The organism is Halomonas rhizosphaerae, assembly GCF_030012485.1.
GTDB classification, from domain to species: Bacteria; Pseudomonadota; Gammaproteobacteria; order Pseudomonadales; family Halomonadaceae; genus Halomonas; species Halomonas rhizosphaerae.
The window spans coordinates 68,076-88,973 of the sequence record NZ_JASCQQ010000007.1 but is presented as its reverse complement, the minus strand read 5'-3'; the positions used below and the strand labels follow the sequence as shown (position 1 = coordinate 88,973).

The following is a 20,898-nucleotide window of genomic DNA, read 5'->3' as shown; positions in this document are numbered from 1 at the left end:
TTCGCAAAGGGAGCCATTATAGCGCAGTTGTCAAGGGACTGAAGGGGCGCCAGCGCCAGCACCCCTCATGGCTGATGCGGGGGCTGACCTGGAGGACTACTGATCTGGTGTCGAATCCCAGGCGTGCTCCAGGGCGTGGCGCACCTGGTCGAAGTCGAAGCCGCGTTGGGCCAGGAAGCGCTCGCGGCGGGCGCGCTCGCGGGGCGACTCGCCGGGTCCGGTGAAGCGCCTCGAGAGCGCCTCGCAAGCCAGGGCGAGCCAGTCGCCCTCGCCGGCCTGCTCGCTCTCGGCGAAGGCGTGACGGACCGCCTCCCGGTCGAGGCCGCGTCGCTCCAGCTCCAGCCGGATCTTCAGCGGCCCCTGGCCCCGCAGGATGCGTGAGCGCAGGAAACTCTCGGCGAAGCGGGCGTCAGACTGCAGCCCCTGCTCGGCCAGGTCGTTCAGGCACTCGGCGATGCGCTCGGGCGCGTAGCCCTTGGCCGCCAGGCGCTCGGCCAGTTCCTGGCGCGAGTGCTCCCGCCGGGCCAGCAGGCGAATGGCATCGTCCCGGGGCGACGACTCGCTGCCGGAGGACTGTCCCAGCATGCCTTATGGCTGGTCGTCGTCGCGGCCGGCCTCGGCGGTGAGCGCCTCGTCAACGGCCTGCTCCTTCTTGGGCTCCACCGGGGCGAGCAGCTGGGCGCGGATCTGGCTCTCGATCTCCTCCATCACCGCCGGGTTGTCCTCAAGGAACTGGGCGGCGTTGGCCTTGCCCTGGCCGATCTTGTTGCCCTGGTAGCTGTACCAGGCCCCCGCCTTGTCAACCAGCTTGCACTGCACACCCAGGTCGACCACCTCCCCGGCATGGTAGATCCCCTTGCCGTAGAGGATCTGGAACTCCGCCTGGCGAAACGGCGGCGCGACCTTGTTCTTGACCACCTTGACCCGGGTCTCGTTGCCGGTGACCTCGTCACCCTGCTTGACCGAACCGGTGCGGCGGATGTCCAGGCGCACGCTGGAGTAGAACTTGAGCGCATTGCCGCCTGTGGTGGTCTCGGGGCTGCCGAACATCACGCCGATCTTCATGCGGATCTGGTTGATGAAGACCACCATGCAGTTGGCGTTCTTGATATTGCCGGTGATCTTGCGCAGGGCCTGGGACATCAGGCGCGCCTGCAGGCCGACGTGGGAGTCGCCCATCTCGCCCTCGATCTCGGCCCGCGGGGTCAGTGCCGCCACCGAGTCGATGATGATCACGTCGACACCGCCGGAGCGCACCAGCATGTCGCAGATCTCGAGGGCCTGCTCGCCGGTATCCGGCTGGGAGACCAGCAGGTCGTCGAGATTGACGCCGAGCTTCTCGGCATAGCTCGGGTCCAGGGCGTGCTCGGCATCGATGAAGGCGCAGGTCTTGCCCTGCTTCTGGGCCTGGGCGATCACCGACAGGGTCAGGGTGGTCTTGCCCGAGGATTCGGGGCCGAAGATCTCGACCACCCGGCCCAGCGGCAGGCCGCCGATCCCCAGGGCGATGTCCAGGCCCAGCGAGCCGGTGGAGACCGAGGGCATCACCACGCGCGGGGCGTCGCCCAGGCGCATCACGGTGCCCTTGCCGAACTGGCGGTCGATCTGGGAAAGGGCGGCGTCCAGCGCCTTGCTGCGGTTTTCGTCCTGAGCCATGAAGGAACTCCTGAGAGGTAGCGAATGAAGATGACGATGGCCGGTAACCACTGTATGACTGCACAGTAGTATGGCGAAAAAATCCCGGCGCGACCAGCATTGCAGTCGTGGCAGCACGACCGGACCAGGGGGTCAGTCCGACGCCAGCCGCCGCACCAGGCCGATCAGCGCCTCGCGCACGGCCTGTTCGCGCACCGCTGCCCGGTCGCCCGCGAAGTGGTGGCACGCCGCCTCGACCCGTTCGGTGTCGCCCCAGGCCAGCCAGACGGTGCCAACGGGCTTGTCGGCACTGCCGCCGCCGGGGCCGGCTACCCCGCTGATCGCCACGCCCAGCTCGGCGCCGCTGCCGTGGCAGGCGCCGACCACCATCGCCTCGACGACGGCGCGGCTCACTGCCCCCTGCTCGGCCAGCAGCGCCTCCGACACGCCCAGCAGGCGGGTCTTGGCACCGTTGGCATAGGTCACGTAGCCGGTCTCGAACCAGTCGGAGCTGCCGGCCACGGCGGTGATGGCGCTGGCCACCCCGCCCCCGGTACAGGACTCGGCCGCGGTGACCGTGATGCCCCGCTCGCGGCACAATTCGCCAAGGCGCTCGGCGAGCGCCACGAGGTCGAGGTCGGCCAGGCGGGAAGCGCGGGGGGACATGGCATGACTCCTGGGCATTCGCAGCGGCCGAGACGACGTCGGCCGCGCGTGAGCGATGACTTTTCCGTACAATAACGGCTTTGCCAGCGACATGCATGGCGCATTCGACGCCAGCCATCCGTCATCCGTCATCCGTCAGAGCAGGAACCCGATGTCACAGGCCAGTGCCCAGCATACCCCCATGATGAGCCAGTACCTGAAGATCAAGCGCGAGCACCCCGACGTGCTGCTCTTCTATCGCATGGGCGACTTCTACGAGCTGTTCTTCGACGACGCCCGGCGTGCCGCCGCCCTGCTCGACATCACCCTGACCCAGCGCGGCCAGTCCGCCGGCAAGCCGATTCCCATGGCCGGGGTGCCCTACCACAGCGCCGAAGGGTACCTGGCCCGCCTGGTCACTGCCGGCGAGTCGGTGGCGATCTGCGAGCAGATCGGCGACCCGGCCACCAGCAAGGGCCCGGTGGAGCGCCGCGTGGTGCGCATCGTCACCCCCGGCACCCTCTACGACGAGGCGCTGCTGGATGCCCGCCGCGACAACCTGCTGGTCGCCGTGGCCCCGCTCGGCGAGCGCTGGGGGCTGGCCTGGCTGGAGCTCTCCAGCGGTCGCTTCAGCGTGCTGGAGGTCGAGGGCGAGGGCGAGATGCTCGCCGAACTCCAGCGCCTCGACCCCGCCGAGCTGCTGGTCGCCGAGAGCCTGGCCCTGCCGGCCGCCCTGGAGGGGCGTCGCGGCCTGCGTCGCCAGAGCGACTGGCTGTTCGACCGCGAGAGCGCGACCCGCACCCTGTGCGACCAGTTCCAGGTCCAGGACCTGCGCGGCTTCGGCTGCGCCCATCTGGAGGCCGCCATCACCGCCGCCGGCGTGCTGGTCGACTATGCCCGGGACACCCAGCGCACGGCCCTGCCCCATGTCACCGCCATCGGCGTGGAGAGCCGCGACGATGCCGTGGTGATCGATGCCGCCAGCCGTCGCAACCTGGAGATCGACGTCAACCTCGGCGGCAGCGCCGACAACACCCTGGCCAGCGTGCTCGACACCACCGCTACCGCCATGGGCTCGCGGCTGCTCAAGCGCTGGCTCAATCGCCCGCTGCGCGACCGTGCCCAGGTCGGTGGCCGCCAGGCGGCGGTGGCGCTGCTGCTCGACGACGAGGGTTTCGTGGCACTGCGCGAGTCGCTCAAGGCGATCGGCGACGTGGAACGCATCCTGGCCCGGGTGGCCCTCTACAGCGCGCGCCCCCGCGACCTGGCCCGCCTGCGCGACGCCCTGGTCGCCCTGCCCGACCTCCAGGCCGAGCTCGAGGCCTACGGCGAGGGCAGCACGCTCGACGAGCTCCGCCACCATATCCATCCCTTCCCGTCGCTGGCCGACACCCTGACCCGCGCCCTGGTGGAGAACCCGCCGGTGGTGATCCGTGACGGCGGGGTGATCGCCGAGGGCTTCGACGCCGAACTCGACGAGCACCGCGGGCTCGCCGAGCATGCCGGCGACTACCTGATTCGCCTGGAGACCCGGGAGCGCGAGCGGACCGGGCTGCCCGGCCTCAAGGTGGGCTACAACCGGGTCCACGGCTACTACATCGAGATCCCCCGCGCCCAGGCCCGGGATGCCCCCGTCGACTATGTCCGCCGCCAGACCCTGAAGAATGCCGAGCGCTTCATCATCCCCGAGCTCAAGAAGTTCGAGGACAAGGCCCTCTCGGCGAAGTCCCGCGCCCTGGCCCGCGAGAAGCTGCTCTACGATGGCCTGCTCGACACCCTGAACGCCGAGCTCGCCGCGCTGCAGGGGACCGGCCGGGCGCTGGCGGCACTGGACGTGCTGTGCGCCTTCGCCGAGCGCGCCCGGGCCCTGGACTTCGTGCGTCCGGCGCTGCCCGAGACACCGGGCATCGACATCCGCGGCGGCCGCCACCCGGTGGTCGAACAGGTCACCGAGGCCCCCTTCGTGCCCAACGACCTGGTGCTGGACGACGCGCGCCGCATGCTGGTCATCACCGGCCCCAACATGGGCGGCAAGTCCACCTACATGCGCCAGGCCGCGCTGATCACCCTGCTCGCCCATACCGGCAGCTTCGTGCCGGCGGATGCGGCCGCCATCGGACCGGTGGACCGCATCTTCACCCGCATCGGCTCCTCGGACGACCTGGCCGGCGGGCGCTCCACCTTCATGGTGGAGATGACCGAGACCGCCAGCATCCTGCACAACGCCACCGACGAAAGCCTGGTGCTGATGGACGAGATCGGCCGCGGCACCAGCACCTTCGATGGCCTCTCGCTGGCCTGGGCCAGCGCCGAGCACCTGACTCGCACCCGTGCCTTCACGCTGTTCGCCACCCACTACTTCGAGATGACGGCGCTGGCCGAGCAGGCCGAGGGGGTGGCCAACGTGCACCTGACGGCCGCGGAGCATCGCGACGGGATCGTCTTCATGCACCGGGTGGAGGACGGCCCGGCCAGCCAGAGCTACGGCCTGCAGGTGGCCCAGCTGGCCGGCGTTCCCCAGGGCGTGATCGCCCGCGCCAGGCAGAAGCTTGCCACCCTGGAGCAGCAGGAGATCGACCAGGGCAGCCGGCTGCCGTCCGTCACGGCGGGCGACGGGGAGCGGTCGGCCGCGCCCCGCCAGGCCGACCTCTTCGCCAGCACGCCCCACCCGCTGGTCGAGCAACTGGGCGGCCTGGACCCCGACGAGCTGTCGCCCCGCCAGGCCCTGGAGCTGCTCTACCGCTGGAAGGAGGCCCTGTGAATGGCCGACAATGGCGCCGAGCTTGGCTTGCGAGATTGCCCTCGCCGCGACTAGAATGGCTCGATCAAATTCCTGAAATTATAAGAATGTTTTTTCTTATAACTCATTCAGCATCATCGACTATCGGCCGCGCCCTGCCACGGCCAGAGAATGGGAGACTGGCATGACATTCGTCGTCACCGAGAACTGCATCAAGTGCAAGTACACCGACTGTGTCGAGGTCTGCCCGGTGGACTGCTTCTACGAAGGCCCCAACTTCCTGGTGATCCACCCCGACGAGTGCATCGACTGCGCCCTGTGCGAGCCGGAGTGCCCCGCCGAAGCGATCTTCTCCGAGGATGAACTCCCTGATGGCCAGGAGGCGTTCATCGAGATCAACGCCGAGCTGGCCGAGGTCTGGCCGAATATCAGCGAGAAGAAGGATCCGCCGGAGGATGCCGAGGAGTGGGACGGCAAGCCGGGCAAGCTGGAACTGCTCGAGCGCTGACCCCGGCCCCCGGAGCGCACGAAAACGCCGCCGCCGAATGTCTCACGACATTCGGCGGCGGCGTTTCTGCCCTGAGCGAAGAAGGAGAACACTCGGCAAAAAGGCGGCCCGCAGGCCGCCCGCTCCCAGCCGATCCTCGGGCGGCTCCCTCCGCCCGACTCCCGTGATGCCTTCCCTGCCCGGGAGCGGCCTCCTGCCGCACCGAGCGCATCACTTGACGCATCCCGTTGCATCCTGCCGGAAGAGCATCCCCGCTCTCCCACATCCCGAGTGCAGTGTGGCATAGCCGCATTGCAGCACAACCCCGCCCGTAACGCGTCCGCCAGGGACATCCCGGCCCGCCCTGCCAGCGCTGTCTGGGAAAAACCCTTGTAAATCAATGAAATGAAAAGACCCGACTCCGTGAAGGGTCGGGCCTTTCCGACGCAGGGATGGCGGATCTCTTCGCTACCCTGTAGGCGATCTCCTACAGGAGGTCACGCAGAAGGCAACGCTGTTCGCTTATTGCCCCTTGATCGCGGTGCGCCCCGGGTACGCCACCTGGCCGTCCAGCTCCTGCTCGATCACCAGCAGCCGGTTGTACTTGGCGACGCGGTCCGAGCGGCTCAGCGAGCCGGTCTTGATCTGGCCGGCGCTGGTGCCCACGGCGAGATCCGCGATGGTAGTGTCCTCGGTCTCGCCGGAGCGATGGGAGATCACCGCGGTAAAGCCGGCATCCTGGGCCATGCGGATCGCCTCCAGGGTCTCGGAGAGCGAGCCGATCTGGTTGAACTTGATCAGGATGGAGTTGCCGATCTGCTCGTCGATGCCGCGCTTCAGGATGCGGGTATTGGTGACGAAGAGGTCATCGCCCACCAGCTGGACCTTGTCGCCCAACCGGTCGGTCAGCGCCTTCCAGCCGTCCCAGTCGGACTCGTCCATGCCATCCTCGATGGAGACGATCGGGAACTGCTCGCAGAGCTCGGCCAGGTAGTCGACGAAGCCGGCGGCGTCGAAGCTCTTGCCTTCACCGGAGAGGTCGTACTTGCCGTCCCGGTAGAACTCGGACGAGGCGCAGTCCAGCGCCAGGGTCACGTCGTCGCCCAGACGGTAGCCGGCGTCGGCCACGGCCTGCTGGATCACCGCCAGGGCCTCGGCATTGGAGTCGAGGTTCGGCGCGAAGCCGCCCTCGTCGCCCACCGAGGTGGCAAGCCCCCGGGCCGAGAGCACCTTCTTCAGGGCATGGAAGATCTCGGCGCCCATGCGCAGGCCCTCGCGGAAGCTCGGGGCGCCCACCGGCTGGATCATGAACTCCTGGATGTCGACGTTGTTGTCGGCATGCTCGCCGCCGTTGAGGATGTTCATCATCGGCACCGGCATCAGGTACTTTCCGGGCTGGCCGTAGAGCTCGGCGATATGGGCGTAGAGCGGCATGCCCTTGGCGTTGGCCGCGGCCTTGGCCGCCGCCAGCGACACCGCCAGGATGGCATTGGCGCCAAGCGATGCCTTGTTGTCGGTGCCGTCCAGCACCAGCATGGCGTCGTCCAGCCCGCGCTGGTCACGGGCATCCATGCCCACCAGGCGCTCTCGGATGGTCGTGTTGACGGCCTCGACGGCCTTCAGTACGCCCTTGCCGAGGTAGCGGCTCTTGTCGCCGTCACGCAGCTCCAGGGCCTCGCGGGAGCCGGTGGAGGCCCCGCTGGGCGCACAGGCCACGCCCACGGCGCCGCTTTCCAGGCGTACTTCGGCCTGCACGGTGGGGTTGCCGCGTGAATCGAGCACCTCGAGGGCACGGAGTTCGACGATCTTGGTCATCTTGTGGGTCCTTGTCGTGTCAGCGTGGGGGAAATCAGGAAATCTCGAGCGGGGCAAATCCCTTCACCAGCTCATCGACGGCCTTCAGCTGGGCCAGGAAGGGCTCGAGGCGATCCAGCGGCAGGGCACAGGGGCCGTCGCACTTGGCGTTGTCGGGGTCGGGGTGGGCCTCCAGGAAGAGGCCGGCCAGGCCGACCGCCACCCCGGCTCGGGCCAGCTCGGCCACCTGCTGCCGCCGCCCGCCGGCGCTATCGGCCCGGCCGCCCGGGCGCTGCAGGGAGTGGGTGACATCGAAGAAGACGGGATATCCGGTCTGCTTCATGTCACCGAAGCCAAGCATGTCGACGACCAGGTTGTTATAGCCGAAGCTGGCGCCGCGCTCGCACAGCAGCAGCCTGTCGTTGCCGGCCTCCTCGCACTTGCGAATGATGTGGCGCACCTCATGGGGCGCCAGGAACTGCGGCTTCTTGATATTGATCACCGCCCCGGTCGCGGCCATGGCCACCACCAGGTCGGTCTGGCGCGCCAGGAAGGCCGGCAGCTGGATGATGTCGGCGACCTCGGCCGCGGGCTCGGCCTGCCAGGGTTCGTGGACGTCGGTGATGATCGGCACTCCGAAGCGCGCCTTCACCTCGGCCAGGATCGCAAGCCCCTTCTCCAGGCCGGGGCCGCGGAAGGAGTGGATGGAGCTGCGGTTGGCCTTGTCGAAGCTCGCCTTGAAGACGAAGGGCATGCCGAGGCGGCTCGTCACCTCCACATAGGTCTCGGCGACCTCCAGGGCCAGTTCGCGGGACTCCAGCACGTTCATGCCGCCCAGCAGCATCAGCGGCAACGAATTGCCGGCCTGCAGGCCGGCGAATTCAATATGGCGTTCGGGGTCGGACTCGCTCATCACGGACATGGGCCTCACTCCTGATGGGAGGACTGGGCACGGATGCGTGCCGCCTTGTGCTCCAGCGCCGCATTGACGAAGCCGGTGAACAGCGGATGGCCGTCACGCGGCGTGGAGGTGAACTCCGGGTGGAACTGGCAGGCAACGTACCAGGGGTGATCCGGCAGCTCGACCATCTCCACCAGGGAGTTGTCGACGCTCTTGCCGGAGACCACCAGGCCGGCCTCCTCCAGGTCGTCGATGAACTGGTTGTTCACCTCGAAGCGATGGCGATGGCGCTCGACGATCTCGTCGCTGCCATAGGCCTCGCGCGCCCGGCTGCCGGCCTTGAGCTGGCAGACCTGGCCGCCCAGGCGCATGGTGCCGCCGAGGTCCGAGGCTTCATCGCGCAGCTCGACCTTGCCCTCGGGGCTGAGCCATTCGGTGATCAGACCGACCACCGGATGCATGGTGTCGTGGGTAAACTCGGTGGAATTGGCATCCTCCCAGCCGGCTACATGGCGGGCGAACTCGATCACCGCTACCTGCATGCCGAGGCAGATGCCGAGATAGGGAATGCCGCTCTCGCGGGCAAAGCGGGCGGTGGCGATCTTGCCTTCCACGCCGCGCTCGCCGAAGCCGCCGGGCACCAGGATGGCATCCTTGCCGGCCAGGCGCTCGGTGCCATGGCGCTCGATGTCCTCGGAGTCGATATAGTCGACGTTGACCTTCACCCGGGTCTGGATACCGGCATGGATCAGCGCTTCGTTGAGCGACTTGTAGGCGTCGAGCAGTTCCATGTACTTGCCGACCATGGCGATGTTGATCGACTTCAGCGGATTGAGCTTGGCATCGAGCACGTGCACCCACTCGCCGAGGTCGGCCTCGTGCGCCTCGAGGCGCAGCTTGTCGCAGACGATATCGTCGAGGCCCTGCTCGTGGAGCATCAGCGGGATGCGATAGATGGTGTCGGCGTCCTGCAGCGGGATGACGGCCCGCTCCTCGACGTTGGTGAACAGCGCGATCTTGCGCCGCTCGCTCTCCTCGAGCTCCACCTCGCTGCGACAGATCAGGATGTCCGGCTGGATGCCGATGGAGCGAAGCTCCTTGACGCTGTGCTGGGTCGGCTTGGTCTTGGTCTCCCCCGCCGTCTTGATATAGGGCACTAACGTCAGGTGCATGAAGATCGCGCGGCTCGCGCCCAGCTCGCTTCTGATCTGGCGGATCGACTCCAGGAAGGGCAGCGACTCGATGTCGCCCACGGTGCCGCCGATCTCCACCAGCGCCACGTCGAAGCCCTCACCGCCGGCATAGACGCGGCGCTTGATCTCGTCGGTGATATGCGGGATCACCTGCACGGTGCCGCCCAGGTAGTCGCCGCGGCGCTCCTTGCGCAGCACGTTCTCGTAGACGCGCCCGGTGGTGAAGTTGTTGGCCTGGGTCATCTTCGTGCGGATGAAGCGCTCGTAGTGACCGAGGTCCAGGTCGGTCTCGGCGCCATCCTCGGTGACGAACACCTCGCCGTGCTGGAAGGGGCTCATGGTGCCCGGATCCACGTTGATGTAGGGATCGAGCTTGAGCATGGTGACCTTGAGGCCGCGCGCCTCGAGAATCGCCGCCAGCGAGGCCGACGCGATGCCCTTGCCGAGTGAGGACACAACGCCGCCGGTCACGAAGATATATCGTGTCATGAAGAACCTGTCGAAACGTGATCGGTAGGCACGGCAGGAAGCCGCGCCAGGATGGGACGACAGACTAGCAGAATGCGACCAAAGGCTCAATTTCAGCGCCGAGCAGCATGGTGAATCCGCTGGAGACAATCATCAATCAGCGCCCACGCGATGGGCGGCGCCGGAACGCCCTCGCCTCATGCCGCTGACGGCGATAGCCCTACCGGAGGGGTGCCATCATGGCCACCAGTGCCTCATCTCGCCACCCAGCGGGTCGCGCTCGGGGCGTGACACCTTGGTGATGCGTGACACCGCCGCATCATGCTCGGCGGGGTCGGCACGGATCAGGTCGAGCTCGCGCTGATCCTCGGGATAGGCGGCGAGCAGCAGGAAATCATCGCTCGCCTGGAGGTGGCAATGCCCGGTGCCCGCCGGCAGCACCAGCGCATCGCCGGCACGGATGTCGACGTCCTCTCCCTGCTCACCGCCCAGTCGCAACCGGCCCCACCCCGACAGCACGCCGAAGGCCTCGTGGGCGATGGAATGATAGTGGTGATAGGGATAGACGCCGCCGCGCCAGCTCGGCCGCCAGCCACTGGTGGCAAAGACCCGCTCGAAGCCGTGGGCCACGGCCTCCCGGTCGAGCCGCGAATCGAGCCCCCGCGAGCGAAACAGCAGCGTCGCCAACAGTGTATTGGGGATGCTCCCATCATCGGCGAACGTCATCCGTTCAGGCGCGAGCGGCCCGCTTTCCGCCGCTGCAAGCCCCAGGGTGGCCAGCGTCGTCTCCATGAACGCCTCCTGAGCAATGGCTATGGGAAGAGTCTAGATGAAGCGTCCCGCCGCCATGCAGCTGCCCCGACGTTGGCCGGGGCGCTGAGTGGGCGTGAGGAACGGCTCGCCGTTACACGCCGAGGTAATCGAGGATGCCCTCACCGGCCTGGCGTCCCTCGTAGATGGCGGTGACCACCAGGTCGGAGCCGCGCACCATGTCGCCGCCGGCGAAGATCTTCTCGTTGGTGGTCTGGAAGGCATGGGCGCCCCCTTCCTCGGGCGCCTTGACCCGGCCGCGCTCGTCGAGCTCGATGCCCACCGTCTCGAACCAGGGCGCCGGGCTCGGCTGGAAGCCGAAGGCCACCACCACCGCGTCGGCGGGGATGATCTCCTCGGAGCCGGGTACCACTTCCGGGCGCTGCCGGCCGTTCTCGTCGGGCTCGCCCAGGCGGGTGCGCACCACCTTGACACCCTCGACCTTGCCCTCGCCGACCACCGCCACCGGCTGGCGGTTGAAGAGGAACTCCACCCCCTCCTCGCGGGCGTTGGCCACCTCGCGCTTGGAGCCGGGCATGTTCTCCTCGTCACGGCGATAGGCACAGGTCACGCTGGTAGCACCCTGGCGGATGGCCGTGCGGTTGCAGTCCATGGCGGTATCGCCGCCGCCCAGCACCACCACGCGCTGACCCTTCAGCGAGGTGAACTCCCGGGGATCCTTCTCGAAGCCCAGGCAGTGGTTGACGTTGGCGATCAGGTAGTCGAGGGCCTTGTGCACGCCGGGCAGGTCCTCGCCGGGGAAACCGCCCTCCATGTACTTGTAGGTACCCATGCCCAGGAAGACGGCATCGTACTCCTCGAGCAGGCGGTCGAACTCGACGTCCTTGCCCACCTCGACGCCGAGGCAGAACTCCATGCCCATCTCCTCGAAGACCGCCCGACGGCGCTCCATCACCGTCTTGTCGAGCTTGAACTCGGGAATGCCGAAGGTCAGCAGCCCGCCGATTTCCGGATACTTGTCGAACACTACCGGCTTGACGCCGTTGCGGACCAGGATATCGGCGCAGCCCAGTCCCGCGGGGCCGGCACCGATCACCGCCACCTTGCGGCCGGTCGGGGTGACGCGGGAGAGGTCCGGGCGCCAGCCCATGGCGAAGGCCGTATCGGTGATGTACTTCTCCACCGAGCCGATGGTCACCGCGCCGAAGCCGTCGTTGAGGGTGCAGTCGCCCTCGCAGAGCCGATCCTGGGGGCAGACCCGCCCGCACACCTCGGGCAAGGAGTTGGTCTTGTGGCACAGCTCCACGGCCTCGAGGATGTTGCCCTCGCTGACCAGCTGCAGCCAGTTGGGGATGTAGTTGTGCACCGGACACTTCCACTCGCAGTAGGGATTGCCGCAGTGCAGGCAGCGATGCGCCTGGCTGGCCGCCTCCTGGGGCTTGTAGGGTTCGTAGATCTCGGCGAACTCCCTGGCCCGGGTGCGCGCATCCTTCTTCTGCGGGTCCTGCCGACCCACGTCGATGAACTGGAAATCGTTGCTCAAGCGGTTAGCCATGGTCTCTTCTCCTGGTCTCTGCGTGGCGATATCGTCGTCTCGACAGTCACTTATTCCGGTCGACGCCGGGATTCAGCCAGCAGACTGCCCAGGCTCGCGGCCTTGGGCTTCACCAGCCAGAAGTGACGGACGAAGTCGCTGAAGTCCTCGAGGATCGCGCGGCCGCGCGCGGAGCCGGTCTCGGCCACGTACTCCTCGATGATCTCCCGCAGATGACGCCGATAGGCCTCCATGGCCTCGGTGTTCACCCGGTGGATCTCCACCAGTTCATGATTGTACTTGTCGACGAAGGTGCGGTCCTCGTCGAGCACATAGGCGAAGCCGCCGGTCATGCCCGCGCCGAAGTTGACGCCCACCTCGCCGAGCACGCAGACCATGCCCCCGGTCATGTACTCGCAGCAATGGTCGCCGGCACCCTCGATCACCGCATGGGCGCCGGAGTTGCGCACCCCGAAGCGCTCGCCGGCGGTACCGGCGGCGAACAGCTTGCCGCCGGTGGCGCCGTAGAGGCAGGTATTGCCGACGATGGCGGTCCGGTGGCTCTCGAAGGCGCTGCTGGCCGGCGGCACGATCACCACCTTGCCGCCGTTCATGCCCTTGCCGACATAGTCGTTGGCATCACCCTCCAGGTAGAGGTTGAGGCCGCGGGCATTCCAGACGCCGAAGCTCTGGCCGGCCACGCCGGTGAAGCGCGCGGTGACCGGCGCGTCCTCGAGCCCCGCCTCGCCGTAGCGCTTGGCGATGGCCCCGGAGGTCAGCGCCCCGACGCTGCGGTCGCAGTTGGTGATGGTGAAGGCGAACTCGCCTCCAGACCGCGCCTCGATGGCATCGCGCAGCCCCTCGAGTACCTCCTGATTCTTGGCCCCCGGGTCGTGGGGCACGTTGCGGCTGACCGTGCAGAACTGCGGCGCGTCTTCCGGCACGAAGTCGTTGCCCAGCAGCCCCGACAGGTCGAGCTTGCGCTGGGAGGCGGTGACGCCCTCCAGCACCTCCAGCAGATCGGTGCGGCCGATCAGGTCGGTGAGACGACGCACACCCAGCAATGCCATCAGCTCGCGCACCTCCTCGGCGATGAAGCGGAAGTAGTGCTTGACCATGTCCACGGTGCCGCGGAAGTGCTCGTCGCGCAGGTACTGCATCTGGGTGGCCACGCCGGTGGCGCAATTGTTGAGGTGGCAGATACGCAGGTACTTGCAGCCCAGCGCCACCATGGGCGCGGTGCCGAAGCCGAAGCTCTCGGCACCGAGGATCGCCGCCTTCACCACGTCGAGGCCGGTCTTCAGGCCACCATCGGTCTGCAGGCGAATCTTGTCGCGAAGGCCGTTGATGCGCAGCGCCTGGTGCACCTCGGGCAGGCCGAGTTCCCAGGGGCTGCCAGCGTGCTTGATCGAGGTCAGCGGGCTCGCCGCGGTACCGCCGTCGTAGCCGGAGACAGTGATCAGGTCGGCATAGGCCTTGGCCACGCCGGTGGCGATGGTGCCGATGCCGGGCTCGGAGACCAGCTTCACCGAGACCTGGGCATCGGGATTGACCTGCTTCAAGTCGAAGATCAGCTGCGCCAGGTCCTCGATGGAGTAGATGTCGTGATGCGGCGGCGGCGAGATCAGGGTCACGCCGGGCACCGAGTAGCGCAGCCGGGCGATCAGCTCGTTGACCTTGCCGCCGGGCAGCTGCCCGCCCTCGCCGGGCTTGGCGCCCTGGGCCACCTTGATCTGCAGCACCTCGGCGTTGACCAGGTAGGCCGGGGTCACGCCAAAGCGCCCGGAGGCGATCTGCTTGATCTTGGAGGAGCGGATGGTGCCGTAGCGGGCCGGATCCTCGCCCCCTTCGCCGGAGTTGGAGCGCCCGCCGGCCTCGTTCATGGCCTGGGCCAGGGCCTCGTGGGCCTCCGGCGACAGCGCGCCCAGACTCATCCCGGCGCTGTCGAAGCGCGGCAGCAGGTCCTCGACCGCCTCGACCTCCTCCATCGGCAGCGGCTCGGCGGCGGGCCGGAGCTTCAAGAGGTCACGCAGGGTGGCCGGCGAGCGCTCGTTGACCAGCCGGGCAAACTTCTTCCACTTGGCGTAGTCGCCCTCCTGGACGGCCTCCTGCAGCGCCATGACCACATCGGGGTTGTAGGCGTGGTACTCGTGGCCATGGACGTACTTCATCAGGCCGCCCTGGGAGACTCCCTTGCGTGGCGTCCAGGCCTCGCGCCCTAGCAGTTCCTGTTGCAGCTGCAGCTCGCTGAAGCCGGTGCCCTCGATGCGCGAGGCCATGCCGGTGAAGCACAGGTCGACCACCTCAGAGGAGAGGCCCACCGCCTCGAAGAGCTGGGAGCCACGGTAGGAGGCGAGCGTCGAGATGCCCATCTTGGAGAGGATCTTGAACAGCCCCTTCTGCAGGCCCTTGCGGTAGTTTTCCCGGGCATCGGCGGGGTTGCCGACCAGCTCGCCAGTGTGGTGCATGTCGGCCATGACCTGGTAGGCCAGCCAGGGAAAGACCGCCGTGGCCCCCACCCCGAACAGTACCGCCATCTGGTGGGCATCGCGGGCATAGCCGGTCTCCACCACGATGTTACAGCGCGGGCGCAGGGCCAGGCGGCCCAAATGATGGTGAACCGCGCCCACGGCCAGCGCCGCATGGATGGGCACCAGCCCCTTCCCCAGCTCGGCGTCAGAGAGCACCAGGATCACCTTGCCGTCGTTGACCGCCTGCTCGGCCTGGCGGCAGAGCTCCTGGATCGCGCCCTTGAGGCCGATCTCCTGGGGATCGTAGCCCAGCGACAGGGTATGGCTGGCGAAGGCCGGGTCGTCCTGGTTCACCAGGGCGGCGTACTTGCGCGGCGAGAGGATCGGCGTGGTCAGGATGATGCGATGGGCGTGCTCCGGGGTCGCCTTGAAGACATTGAGCTCTGCGCCGATGCAGGTCTCCAGCGACATCACGATCGCCTCGCGCAGCGGGTCGATGGCCGGGTTGGTGACCTGGGCGAACTTCTGGCGGAAGTAGTCGGTGAGCAGCCGCTGCTTGCCGGAGAGCACCGCCATGGGGGTGTCGTCGCCCATGGAGCCCACCGCTTCCTGGCCGCTCTCGGCCAGCGGCCGCAGCACCTGGTCGCGCTCCTCGAAGCTGACCTGGAACATCTTCTGCTGGGTGAGCAGGGCCTCGGGATCCATGTTCTGGAAGCTGGCGAGCTCGGTCAGCGCCGACTCCAGGTACTGGGCCTCCTCTTTCAGCCAGCGCTTGTAGGGATAGGCGGACTTGAGGCGCTCGTCGATGTCCGAGGTATGCAGCACCTCACCGGTCTCGGTATCCACGGCCAGTATCTGGCCCGGGCCGACGCGGCCCTTGGCCACCACGTCCTCGGGCTTGTAGCCGTAGGTGCCGATCTCCGAGGCCAGAGTGATGTAGCCATTGCGAGTGATCACCCAGCGGGCCGGGCGCAGCCCGTTGCGGTCGAGCATGCAGACGGCCTGGCGACCATCGGTCATCACCACCCCGGCGGGGCCATCCCAGGGCTCCATGTGCATGGAGTTGTATTCGTAGAAGGCGCGCAGGTCGCCGTCCATCAGTTCCACGTTCTGCCAGGCCGGCGGCACCATCATGCGCACCGCACGATGCAGTTCCATGCCCCCGGTGAGCAGCACCTCGAGCATGTTGTCCATGCTCGAGGAGTCCGAGCCGGAGGTGTTGACGATCTCGTCGAGCCCGGCGATCTCGGGCAACCGCTCGTTGACGAAGTTCTCCTTGCGCGAGTTGGCCCAGCCGCGGTTGGCCTCCACGGTATTGATCTCGCCGTTGTGGGCCAGCAGGCGGAACGGCTGGGCCAGCGGCCAGCGTGGCGCGGTGTTGGTCGAGAATCGCTGATGGAAGACACAGATCGCCGTCTCCAGGCGCTCGTCACCCAGGTCGGGATAGAAGGCCGGCAGGTCCACCGGCATCATCAGCCCCTTGTAGGAGACCACCTCGCGGGAAAGCGAGCAGACATAGAAGTCCTCGTCGTCACGCAGCTTCTCCTCGGCGCGGCGGCGGGCCATGAACAGATCCACATCGAAGTGGCCGGCCTCGCCATCGCCCGGCTCGACGAACAACTGGCGGATCCGCGGCAGGCAGTCCAGCGCCATGGGCCCGCAGACGCTGGCATCCACCGGCACGTCGCGCCAGCCGGCAACCCGCAGGCCACGCGCCTCGAGTTCGGCGACCAGGGTCTCGCGGCCGCGGGCCTCGCGGGCGTCGTCGTCGGGCAGGAAGACCACGCCCACGGCGTAGTGTTCGCCCAACTCGACATCGAGAGATGCCTTGGCGACTTCGCGCATGAAGGCATCGGGCATCTGCAGCAGCAGCCCACAGCCATCGCCGGTCTTGCCATCGGCCGCAATGCCGCCACGGTGGGTCATGCAGGTCAGGGACTCGATGGCGGTCTTGAGCAGGTCGTGACTGGCCTGGCCTTCCATATGGGCGATCAGGCCGAACCCGCAGTTGTCACGGAACTCGCCGGGCTGATGAAGACCTCTGTTCATGGGCGTGCCTCGGGTTGAAGGGTTTTTTTGGCAGTCATCACATGATATGATTATAGGTTTTTCTTTTATCATGCGGCGCCCGAAACGGCTGCACGACTGCTCGACAAAAGGCCGACCAGCATAGCCAGAGGCACCCCCACCGCGCAATATTTCGCCCCGGGAACGCCATGAAAAACCATCGACAAATCCACCACTTGCACCGCAAGTAAATCAAAAAAACCCATTAACTCAATGGCTTGCAAGGCCCAACGACGCTCCTTCAACGCGCTGGAAAGCGCATTAGACTTTGGTCTATATGCTTGCCATTTCCCCATGCCGATCCGGCATATGCCATGCAGATACTTGTGCCCGAAAGTCGCCGCTCCCCCCCTAACACGACGACGCCCGCACAGGGCGGGCGTCGGCGGACACGCAGGTGCAGGCGGGCGTCAGCGGCGCGGGAACGCCTCGAGCAGGGCGGCCAGAGTCTCGGGCGGGGTCGCGTCATGGATGCAGGCCTCGCCCAGCGTGCGCAGCAGGATCAGGCGCAGGCGGCTGTCGAGGTTCTTCTTGTCGAGGCGCATGATGGCGAGGAAGTCCTCCACCGACATCTCGGCCGGGGCGGCCAACGGCAGCGCCGCGGCCTCGATGATCGCCCGGGTGCGCGCCACCTCCTCGTCGCTCAGCCAGCCCTGCCGGCAGGAGAGCTCGGCGGCCATCAGCATGCCGGTGCCCACGGCCTCGCCATGCAGCCAGTTGCCGTAGCCCTGGTGGGCCTCGATGGCGTGGCCGAAGGTATGGCCCAGGTTGAGCAGTGCCCTCACCCCCTGCTCGGTCTCGTCCTCGGCGACGATCTGCGACTTGAGGGTACAGCTGCGCTCGATGGCCCGGGTCAGGGCGGCGGGATCGAGGCCGCGCAGCGCGTCCATCTCGGTTTCCAGCCAGGCCAGGAAGTCGGCATCGCGGATCAGCCCGTACTTGATCACCTCGGCGAGCCCCGCGGAGAGCTCCCGCGGCGGTAGCGTCACCAGGGTATCGGTATCGACCAGCACCACCCGCGGCTGCCAGAAGGCGCCGATCATGTTCTTGCCCCGCGGATGGTTGACCCCCGTCTTGCCGCCCACCGAGGAGTCGACCTGGGCGAGCAGCGTGGTCGGCACCTGCACGAAGGCCACGCCGCGCTGGTAGCAGGCCGCGGCGAAGCCGACCATGTCGCCGATCACCCCGCCGCCCAGGGCGATGAGGGTGCAGCGACGATTGAACCCGGCCGCCAGCAGGGCATCCCAGATCCGCTCGACGCTGGCCAGCGTCTTGGTGGCCTCGCCGTCGGGCAGGACCAGCTCGCGGACCTCGAGGTCGGCGGCGAGCCCCTGACGGAGACGCGACAGATAGAGGGGTGCCACCGTCTCGTTGGTGACCACCATGACCTGGCGCCCGGCCAGGTGCGGCGCAAGCCACCGGGGATCGCCGAGCAGCCCGGGGCCGATATGGATGGGATAGCTGCGGCTGCCCAGCGCCACCTCGAGGGTGCACGGGGTATTGCGGGAATCGCTCATGGCGTCAGGCCTTGCATTGCAGGGGATCGACCAGGCGCGTGACGCGCCGCACGATCTCGTTGACCACGGCGCGGGGGCCGCGCCGGTCGGTGCGCACCACCACATCGGCAGTGGCGCGGTAGAGGGGGTCACGCAGCGCGAACATGTCGCGCAGCAGCTGCTCACGGTCGCCGCGCTGCAGCAGCGGCCGGTTGCGGTCCTTGGCGGTGCGCCTGAGTTGCTGCTCCACGGTGGTGAGCAGATAGATGACGGTACCGCTCTCGCGCAGCACCCGGCGGTTTTCCTCGCGCAGCACGGCACCGCCACCGGTGGCGATGACCACGCCTTCGCGACGGGTCAGCTCGCGGATCATCTGGGTCTCGCGGTCACGGAAGCCCGCCTCGCCCTCGACATCGAAGATCCACGGGATGTCGGCGCCGCAGCGCGCCTGGATCTCGTGGTCGCTGTCGTAGAACTCGCGTGACAGTTCGGCCGCCAGAAGGCGGCCGATGGTGCTCTTGCCGGCCCCCATGGGGCCGATCAGTATCAGGTTGGGAAGTGCCTGCATCAGCGAATGGCCAGGTTGTCGTCCAGTATTCGGGGCGTGATGAATACCAGCAACTCTACCTTATCATTGGTGTTCTCGGTATAGCGGAAGAGGTTCCCCAGCACCGGCAGATCCCCCAGGAAGGGCGTCTTGAACAGGCTGCGCACCTCTTCGGTGGTGAGGATCCCGCCCAGCACCACGGTCTCGCCGTTGTCCACCAGCACCTGGGTGGTGATCTCGTTGGTATCGATGGAGGGCACACCGTTGAAGAGCTCCCCCACCGTATCGTTGTTGATCACCAGGTCCATGATGATGCGGTTGTCCGGGGTGATCTGCGGCGTCACCTCCAGCGCCAGCACCGCCTCCTCGAACTCCACGTTGGTGGCGCCGCTGGAAGCGGACTCTTGATAGGGGATCTGGGTACCCTGCTTTATCACCGCGGTGCGCTGGTTGGCGGTGATCACCCTCGGCTGGGAGATGGTCTGGCTCTTGCCCTCGCTCTCCAGGGCGCGCAGTTCCAGGTCGAGCAAGATATCGCCGGAGAGATAGCCAAAGGCAAAGGATGAGAGGTTATTGCGGCCATCTCCACCAAGATCCACTGCCAACCCTCCTCTCTCGCGATACACGAGCTCTTCATCCACGGGGTCAAAAAATACTTGCTCCGGGCTGTTACCAGATGCCGCTCCCCCTACATTAAAACCTCGACTGCCAGGGGGACGGTTTCCTGAAACACCCCAGTTCACTCCCAGCTCGCGGGTGGCACTGTCGCGGGCGATGACGATGCGCGCCTCGATCTGCACCTGGCGCACGGCGATATCCAGGCGCTCCAGGGTTTGGATAATGCTGCCGATCTGGTCGGCGGTATCCTGGACCAGCAGGGTGTTGGTGCGCGAGTCGACGGCTACCCGCCCGCGCTCGGTCAGCAGGCCGAAACCCTCCCCACCGCGCAGCAGATTGGCCATGTCCTCGGCCTTGGCATACTTCACCTGGATGTACTCGGTCTCCAGCGGGGCCAGCGTCTCGAGCTGCTCGCGGGATTCCAGCTCCTGGCGCTCCAGGTTCGCCAGCTCGCTGGCCGGGGCCACCACGATGACGTTGCCCTCCTGGCGGCTGGCCAGGCCGTGGCTCTTGAGCACCAGGTCCAGGGCCTGGTCCCAGGGCACGTCCTGCAGGTTGAGGGTGACGCGACCGGTCACGCTGTCGCTGGCCACCAGGTTGAGGCCGGTGAAGTCGGCGATGATCGCCAGCACCGAGCGCACCTCGATGTCCTGGAAGTTCAGGGTGATGCGCTCGCCGGTGTAGGGGAACTGCTCGCGGACGCGCTCCTCGCGCTCCGCCTGGGTGACCGGCTGGGCCTCGATGGTCAGCCGGCGGCCGCTCTGGGTAGAGACCATGGCGAAGCCGCCCTCGCCCTTGATGTCCAGGGTGACGCCATCACGCCCCACCCGCGGAGTGACGCGCCGCAGCGGCGTGCCGAAGTCGCTGACGTCATAGACCTGGTCCAGGGAGGACGGCAGCTCGACCCCGCGCAGCTCGGCGACGATGCGGTTGCGGCCACTCTCGCGCACCCGGGCATCCACCCCACTGCGGTCGAAGGTCACGACCAGTCGCCCGGCCCCGTCATCGCCGCGACGGAAGTCGATGTCCTGGATGCTCGGCTCGCCGGACGCCGAGGAGGTATCCCGGCTCGGGCTCGCCGAGACGGCGGCGGTCGAGGATGCCGGGGTCGAGGCGGTCGTGGCCGCCGGCGACTGGCCGGCCCCGCCGCCGATGGAGAGTCGCAGGCGGTCGCCCTGCTGACGGGTGTCGTAGGGCAGGGGCCCCTCGAGCTCGAAGACCAGCCGCGTGCGCGAACCGGCCTCCAGGGCCGTGACCCGCTCGACCCCGCCGATGCCGAGCTCCTCGCGGCGGCGCTCCAGGGCGCTGTCGGTCTCCATCAGGTCGATGGTCAGCCGCGCCGGGTCGTCGAGGCGATAGCCGCGGACCTCGGGCACCGGACCCCGGAAGTCGAGATCCACTTCCAGTGCCCCGTCACTGCCCTGGCGGAACGCCAGGTCGGTGAGGGTGGAGGCCGCCATGGCGGCCGTGGAGACCGCCAGCAGTGCCACGATTGCGAGACCACGAATCATCGGTTGCATTGTTCCCTTCC

At 67.4% G+C, this 20,898-nt stretch carries 15 protein-coding genes; 2 read left to right on the top strand and 13 right to left on the bottom strand.

Annotation, left to right across the window (positions count from 1 at the left end):
• Positions 1 to 96: 96 nt before the first annotated feature.
• The 3 genes from QLQ86_RS02800 to QLQ86_RS02790 form a co-directional block, all read right to left on the bottom strand.
• On the bottom strand, positions 97 to 585 hold the full coding sequence (locus QLQ86_RS02800) for a regulatory protein RecX (RefSeq protein WP_282734224.1): 489 nt from the start codon (positions 583 to 585) through the stop codon (positions 97 to 99).
• Positions 586 to 588: 3 nt separating this feature from the next.
• The gene (gene recA / locus QLQ86_RS02795; protein WP_282734223.1) at positions 589 to 1,656 is read right to left on the bottom strand and encodes a recombinase RecA; all 1,068 of its coding nucleotides are present in this window, start codon (positions 1,654 to 1,656) and stop codon (positions 589 to 591) included.
• A 132-nt stretch (positions 1,657 to 1,788) separates the two neighbouring features.
• Positions 1,789 to 2,301 (bottom strand): CinA family protein, encoded by a 513-nt coding sequence (locus QLQ86_RS02790; protein ID WP_282815835.1) that lies wholly within the window; start codon positions 2,299 to 2,301, stop codon positions 1,789 to 1,791.
• Positions 2,302 to 2,452: 151 nt separating this feature from the next.
• On the opposite strand from QLQ86_RS02790, the gene mutS reads away from it, so the two are divergent.
• Together mutS and fdxA are read left to right on the top strand one after the other, a co-directional pair.
• Entirely contained in the window at positions 2,453 to 5,041 is a 2,589-nt protein-coding gene (gene mutS / locus QLQ86_RS02785; RefSeq protein ID WP_282815834.1) for a DNA mismatch repair protein MutS, read from the top strand.
• Between the two features lie 163 nt (positions 5,042 to 5,204).
• Positions 5,205 to 5,528: a ferredoxin FdxA gene (gene fdxA / locus QLQ86_RS02780; RefSeq protein ID WP_133635702.1), complete on the top strand. Its 324-nt coding sequence runs from the start codon at positions 5,205 to 5,207 to the stop codon at positions 5,526 to 5,528.
• A gap of 501 nt (positions 5,529 to 6,029) precedes the next feature.
• Here the strand turns inward: fdxA and eno are convergent.
• From eno to pilQ, 10 genes are all read right to left on the bottom strand, one after another.
• Complete coding sequence (eno, locus tag QLQ86_RS02775; protein WP_282734220.1) at positions 6,030 to 7,322, bottom strand: phosphopyruvate hydratase; 1,293 nt, start codon at positions 7,320 to 7,322, stop codon at positions 6,030 to 6,032.
• 34 nt (positions 7,323 to 7,356) lie between these two features.
• Complete coding sequence (kdsA, locus tag QLQ86_RS02770) at positions 7,357 to 8,214, bottom strand: 3-deoxy-8-phosphooctulonate synthase (RefSeq protein ID WP_282815950.1); 858 nt, start codon at positions 8,212 to 8,214, stop codon at positions 7,357 to 7,359.
• A 14-nt stretch (positions 8,215 to 8,228) separates the two neighbouring features.
• Positions 8,229 to 9,884: a CTP synthase gene (locus QLQ86_RS02765; RefSeq protein ID WP_282815833.1), complete on the bottom strand. Its 1,656-nt coding sequence runs from the start codon at positions 9,882 to 9,884 to the stop codon at positions 8,229 to 8,231.
• Between the two features lie 216 nt (positions 9,885 to 10,100).
• A complete protein-coding gene (locus tag QLQ86_RS02760) occupies positions 10,101 to 10,655 on the bottom strand; it encodes a cupin domain-containing protein (RefSeq protein WP_282734218.1) in 555 nt (184 codons plus the stop codon).
• A gap of 112 nt (positions 10,656 to 10,767) precedes the next feature.
• Positions 10,768 to 12,189 carry an FAD-dependent oxidoreductase gene (locus QLQ86_RS02755; RefSeq protein WP_282815832.1) on the bottom strand — a complete coding sequence of 474 codons (1,422 nt, stop codon included), beginning with the start codon at positions 12,187 to 12,189 and terminating at the stop codon, positions 10,768 to 10,770.
• A gap of 50 nt (positions 12,190 to 12,239) precedes the next feature.
• Positions 12,240 to 16,688, bottom strand: a complete 4,449-nt coding sequence (gene gltB / locus QLQ86_RS02750; RefSeq protein ID WP_282815831.1) for a glutamate synthase large subunit — start codon at positions 16,686 to 16,688, stop codon at positions 12,240 to 12,242.
• Positions 16,689 to 16,756: 68 nt separating this feature from the next.
• The gene (locus QLQ86_RS02745; RefSeq protein WP_282734215.1) at positions 16,757 to 16,930 is read right to left on the bottom strand and encodes a hypothetical protein; all 174 of its coding nucleotides are present in this window, start codon (positions 16,928 to 16,930) and stop codon (positions 16,757 to 16,759) included.
• A gap of 186 nt (positions 16,931 to 17,116) precedes the next feature.
• Positions 17,117 to 18,223: a 3-dehydroquinate synthase gene (gene aroB / locus QLQ86_RS02740; protein ID WP_282815830.1), complete on the bottom strand. Its 1,107-nt coding sequence runs from the start codon at positions 18,221 to 18,223 to the stop codon at positions 17,117 to 17,119.
• Between the two features lie 4 nt (positions 18,224 to 18,227).
• A complete protein-coding gene (aroK, locus tag QLQ86_RS02735; RefSeq protein ID WP_282734213.1) occupies positions 18,228 to 18,770 on the bottom strand; it encodes a shikimate kinase AroK in 543 nt (180 codons plus the stop codon).
• A complete protein-coding gene (pilQ, locus tag QLQ86_RS02730) occupies positions 18,770 to 20,887 on the bottom strand; it encodes a type IV pilus secretin PilQ (protein WP_282815829.1) in 2,118 nt (705 codons plus the stop codon). Before pilQ ends, aroK begins: the two co-directional genes overlap by 1 nt.
• Positions 20,888 to 20,898: the final 11 nt, after the last annotated feature.

What these genes read in the sequence shown, in the direction of transcription:
- QLQ86_RS02800 (WP_282734224.1), bottom strand. Translation starts at nt 585, where the DNA reads ATGCTGGGACAGTCCTCCGGCAGCGAGTCGTCGCCCCGGGACGATGCC.
- recA (WP_282734223.1), bottom strand. Translation starts at nt 1,656, where the DNA reads ATGGCTCAGGACGAAAACCGCAGCAAGGCGCTGGACGCCGCCCTTTCC.
- QLQ86_RS02790 (WP_282815835.1), bottom strand. Translation starts at nt 2,301, where the DNA reads ATGTCCCCCCGCGCTTCCCGCCTGGCCGACCTCGACCTCGTGGCGCTC.
- mutS (WP_282815834.1), top strand. Translation starts at nt 2,453, where the DNA reads ATGTCACAGGCCAGTGCCCAGCATACCCCCATGATGAGCCAGTACCTG.
- fdxA (WP_133635702.1), top strand. Translation starts at nt 5,205, where the DNA reads ATGACATTCGTCGTCACCGAGAACTGCATCAAGTGCAAGTACACCGAC.
- eno (WP_282734220.1), bottom strand. Translation starts at nt 7,322, where the DNA reads ATGACCAAGATCGTCGAACTCCGTGCCCTCGAGGTGCTCGATTCACGC.
- kdsA (WP_282815950.1), bottom strand. Translation starts at nt 8,214, where the DNA reads ATGAGCGAGTCCGACCCCGAACGCCATATTGAATTCGCCGGCCTGCAG.
- QLQ86_RS02765 (WP_282815833.1), bottom strand. Translation starts at nt 9,884, where the DNA reads ATGACACGATATATCTTCGTGACCGGCGGCGTTGTGTCCTCACTCGGC.
- QLQ86_RS02760 (WP_282734218.1), bottom strand. Translation starts at nt 10,655, where the DNA reads ATGGAGACGACGCTGGCCACCCTGGGGCTTGCAGCGGCGGAAAGCGGG.
- QLQ86_RS02755 (WP_282815832.1), bottom strand. Translation starts at nt 12,189, where the DNA reads ATGGCTAACCGCTTGAGCAACGATTTCCAGTTCATCGACGTGGGTCGG.
- gltB (WP_282815831.1), bottom strand. Translation starts at nt 16,688, where the DNA reads ATGAACAGAGGTCTTCATCAGCCCGGCGAGTTCCGTGACAACTGCGGG.
- aroB (WP_282815830.1), bottom strand. Translation starts at nt 18,223, where the DNA reads ATGAGCGATTCCCGCAATACCCCGTGCACCCTCGAGGTGGCGCTGGGC.
- aroK (WP_282734213.1), bottom strand. Translation starts at nt 18,770, where the DNA reads ATGCAGGCACTTCCCAACCTGATACTGATCGGCCCCATGGGGGCCGGC.
- pilQ (WP_282815829.1), bottom strand. Translation starts at nt 20,887, where the DNA reads ATGCAACCGATGATTCGTGGTCTCGCAATCGTGGCACTGCTGGCGGTC.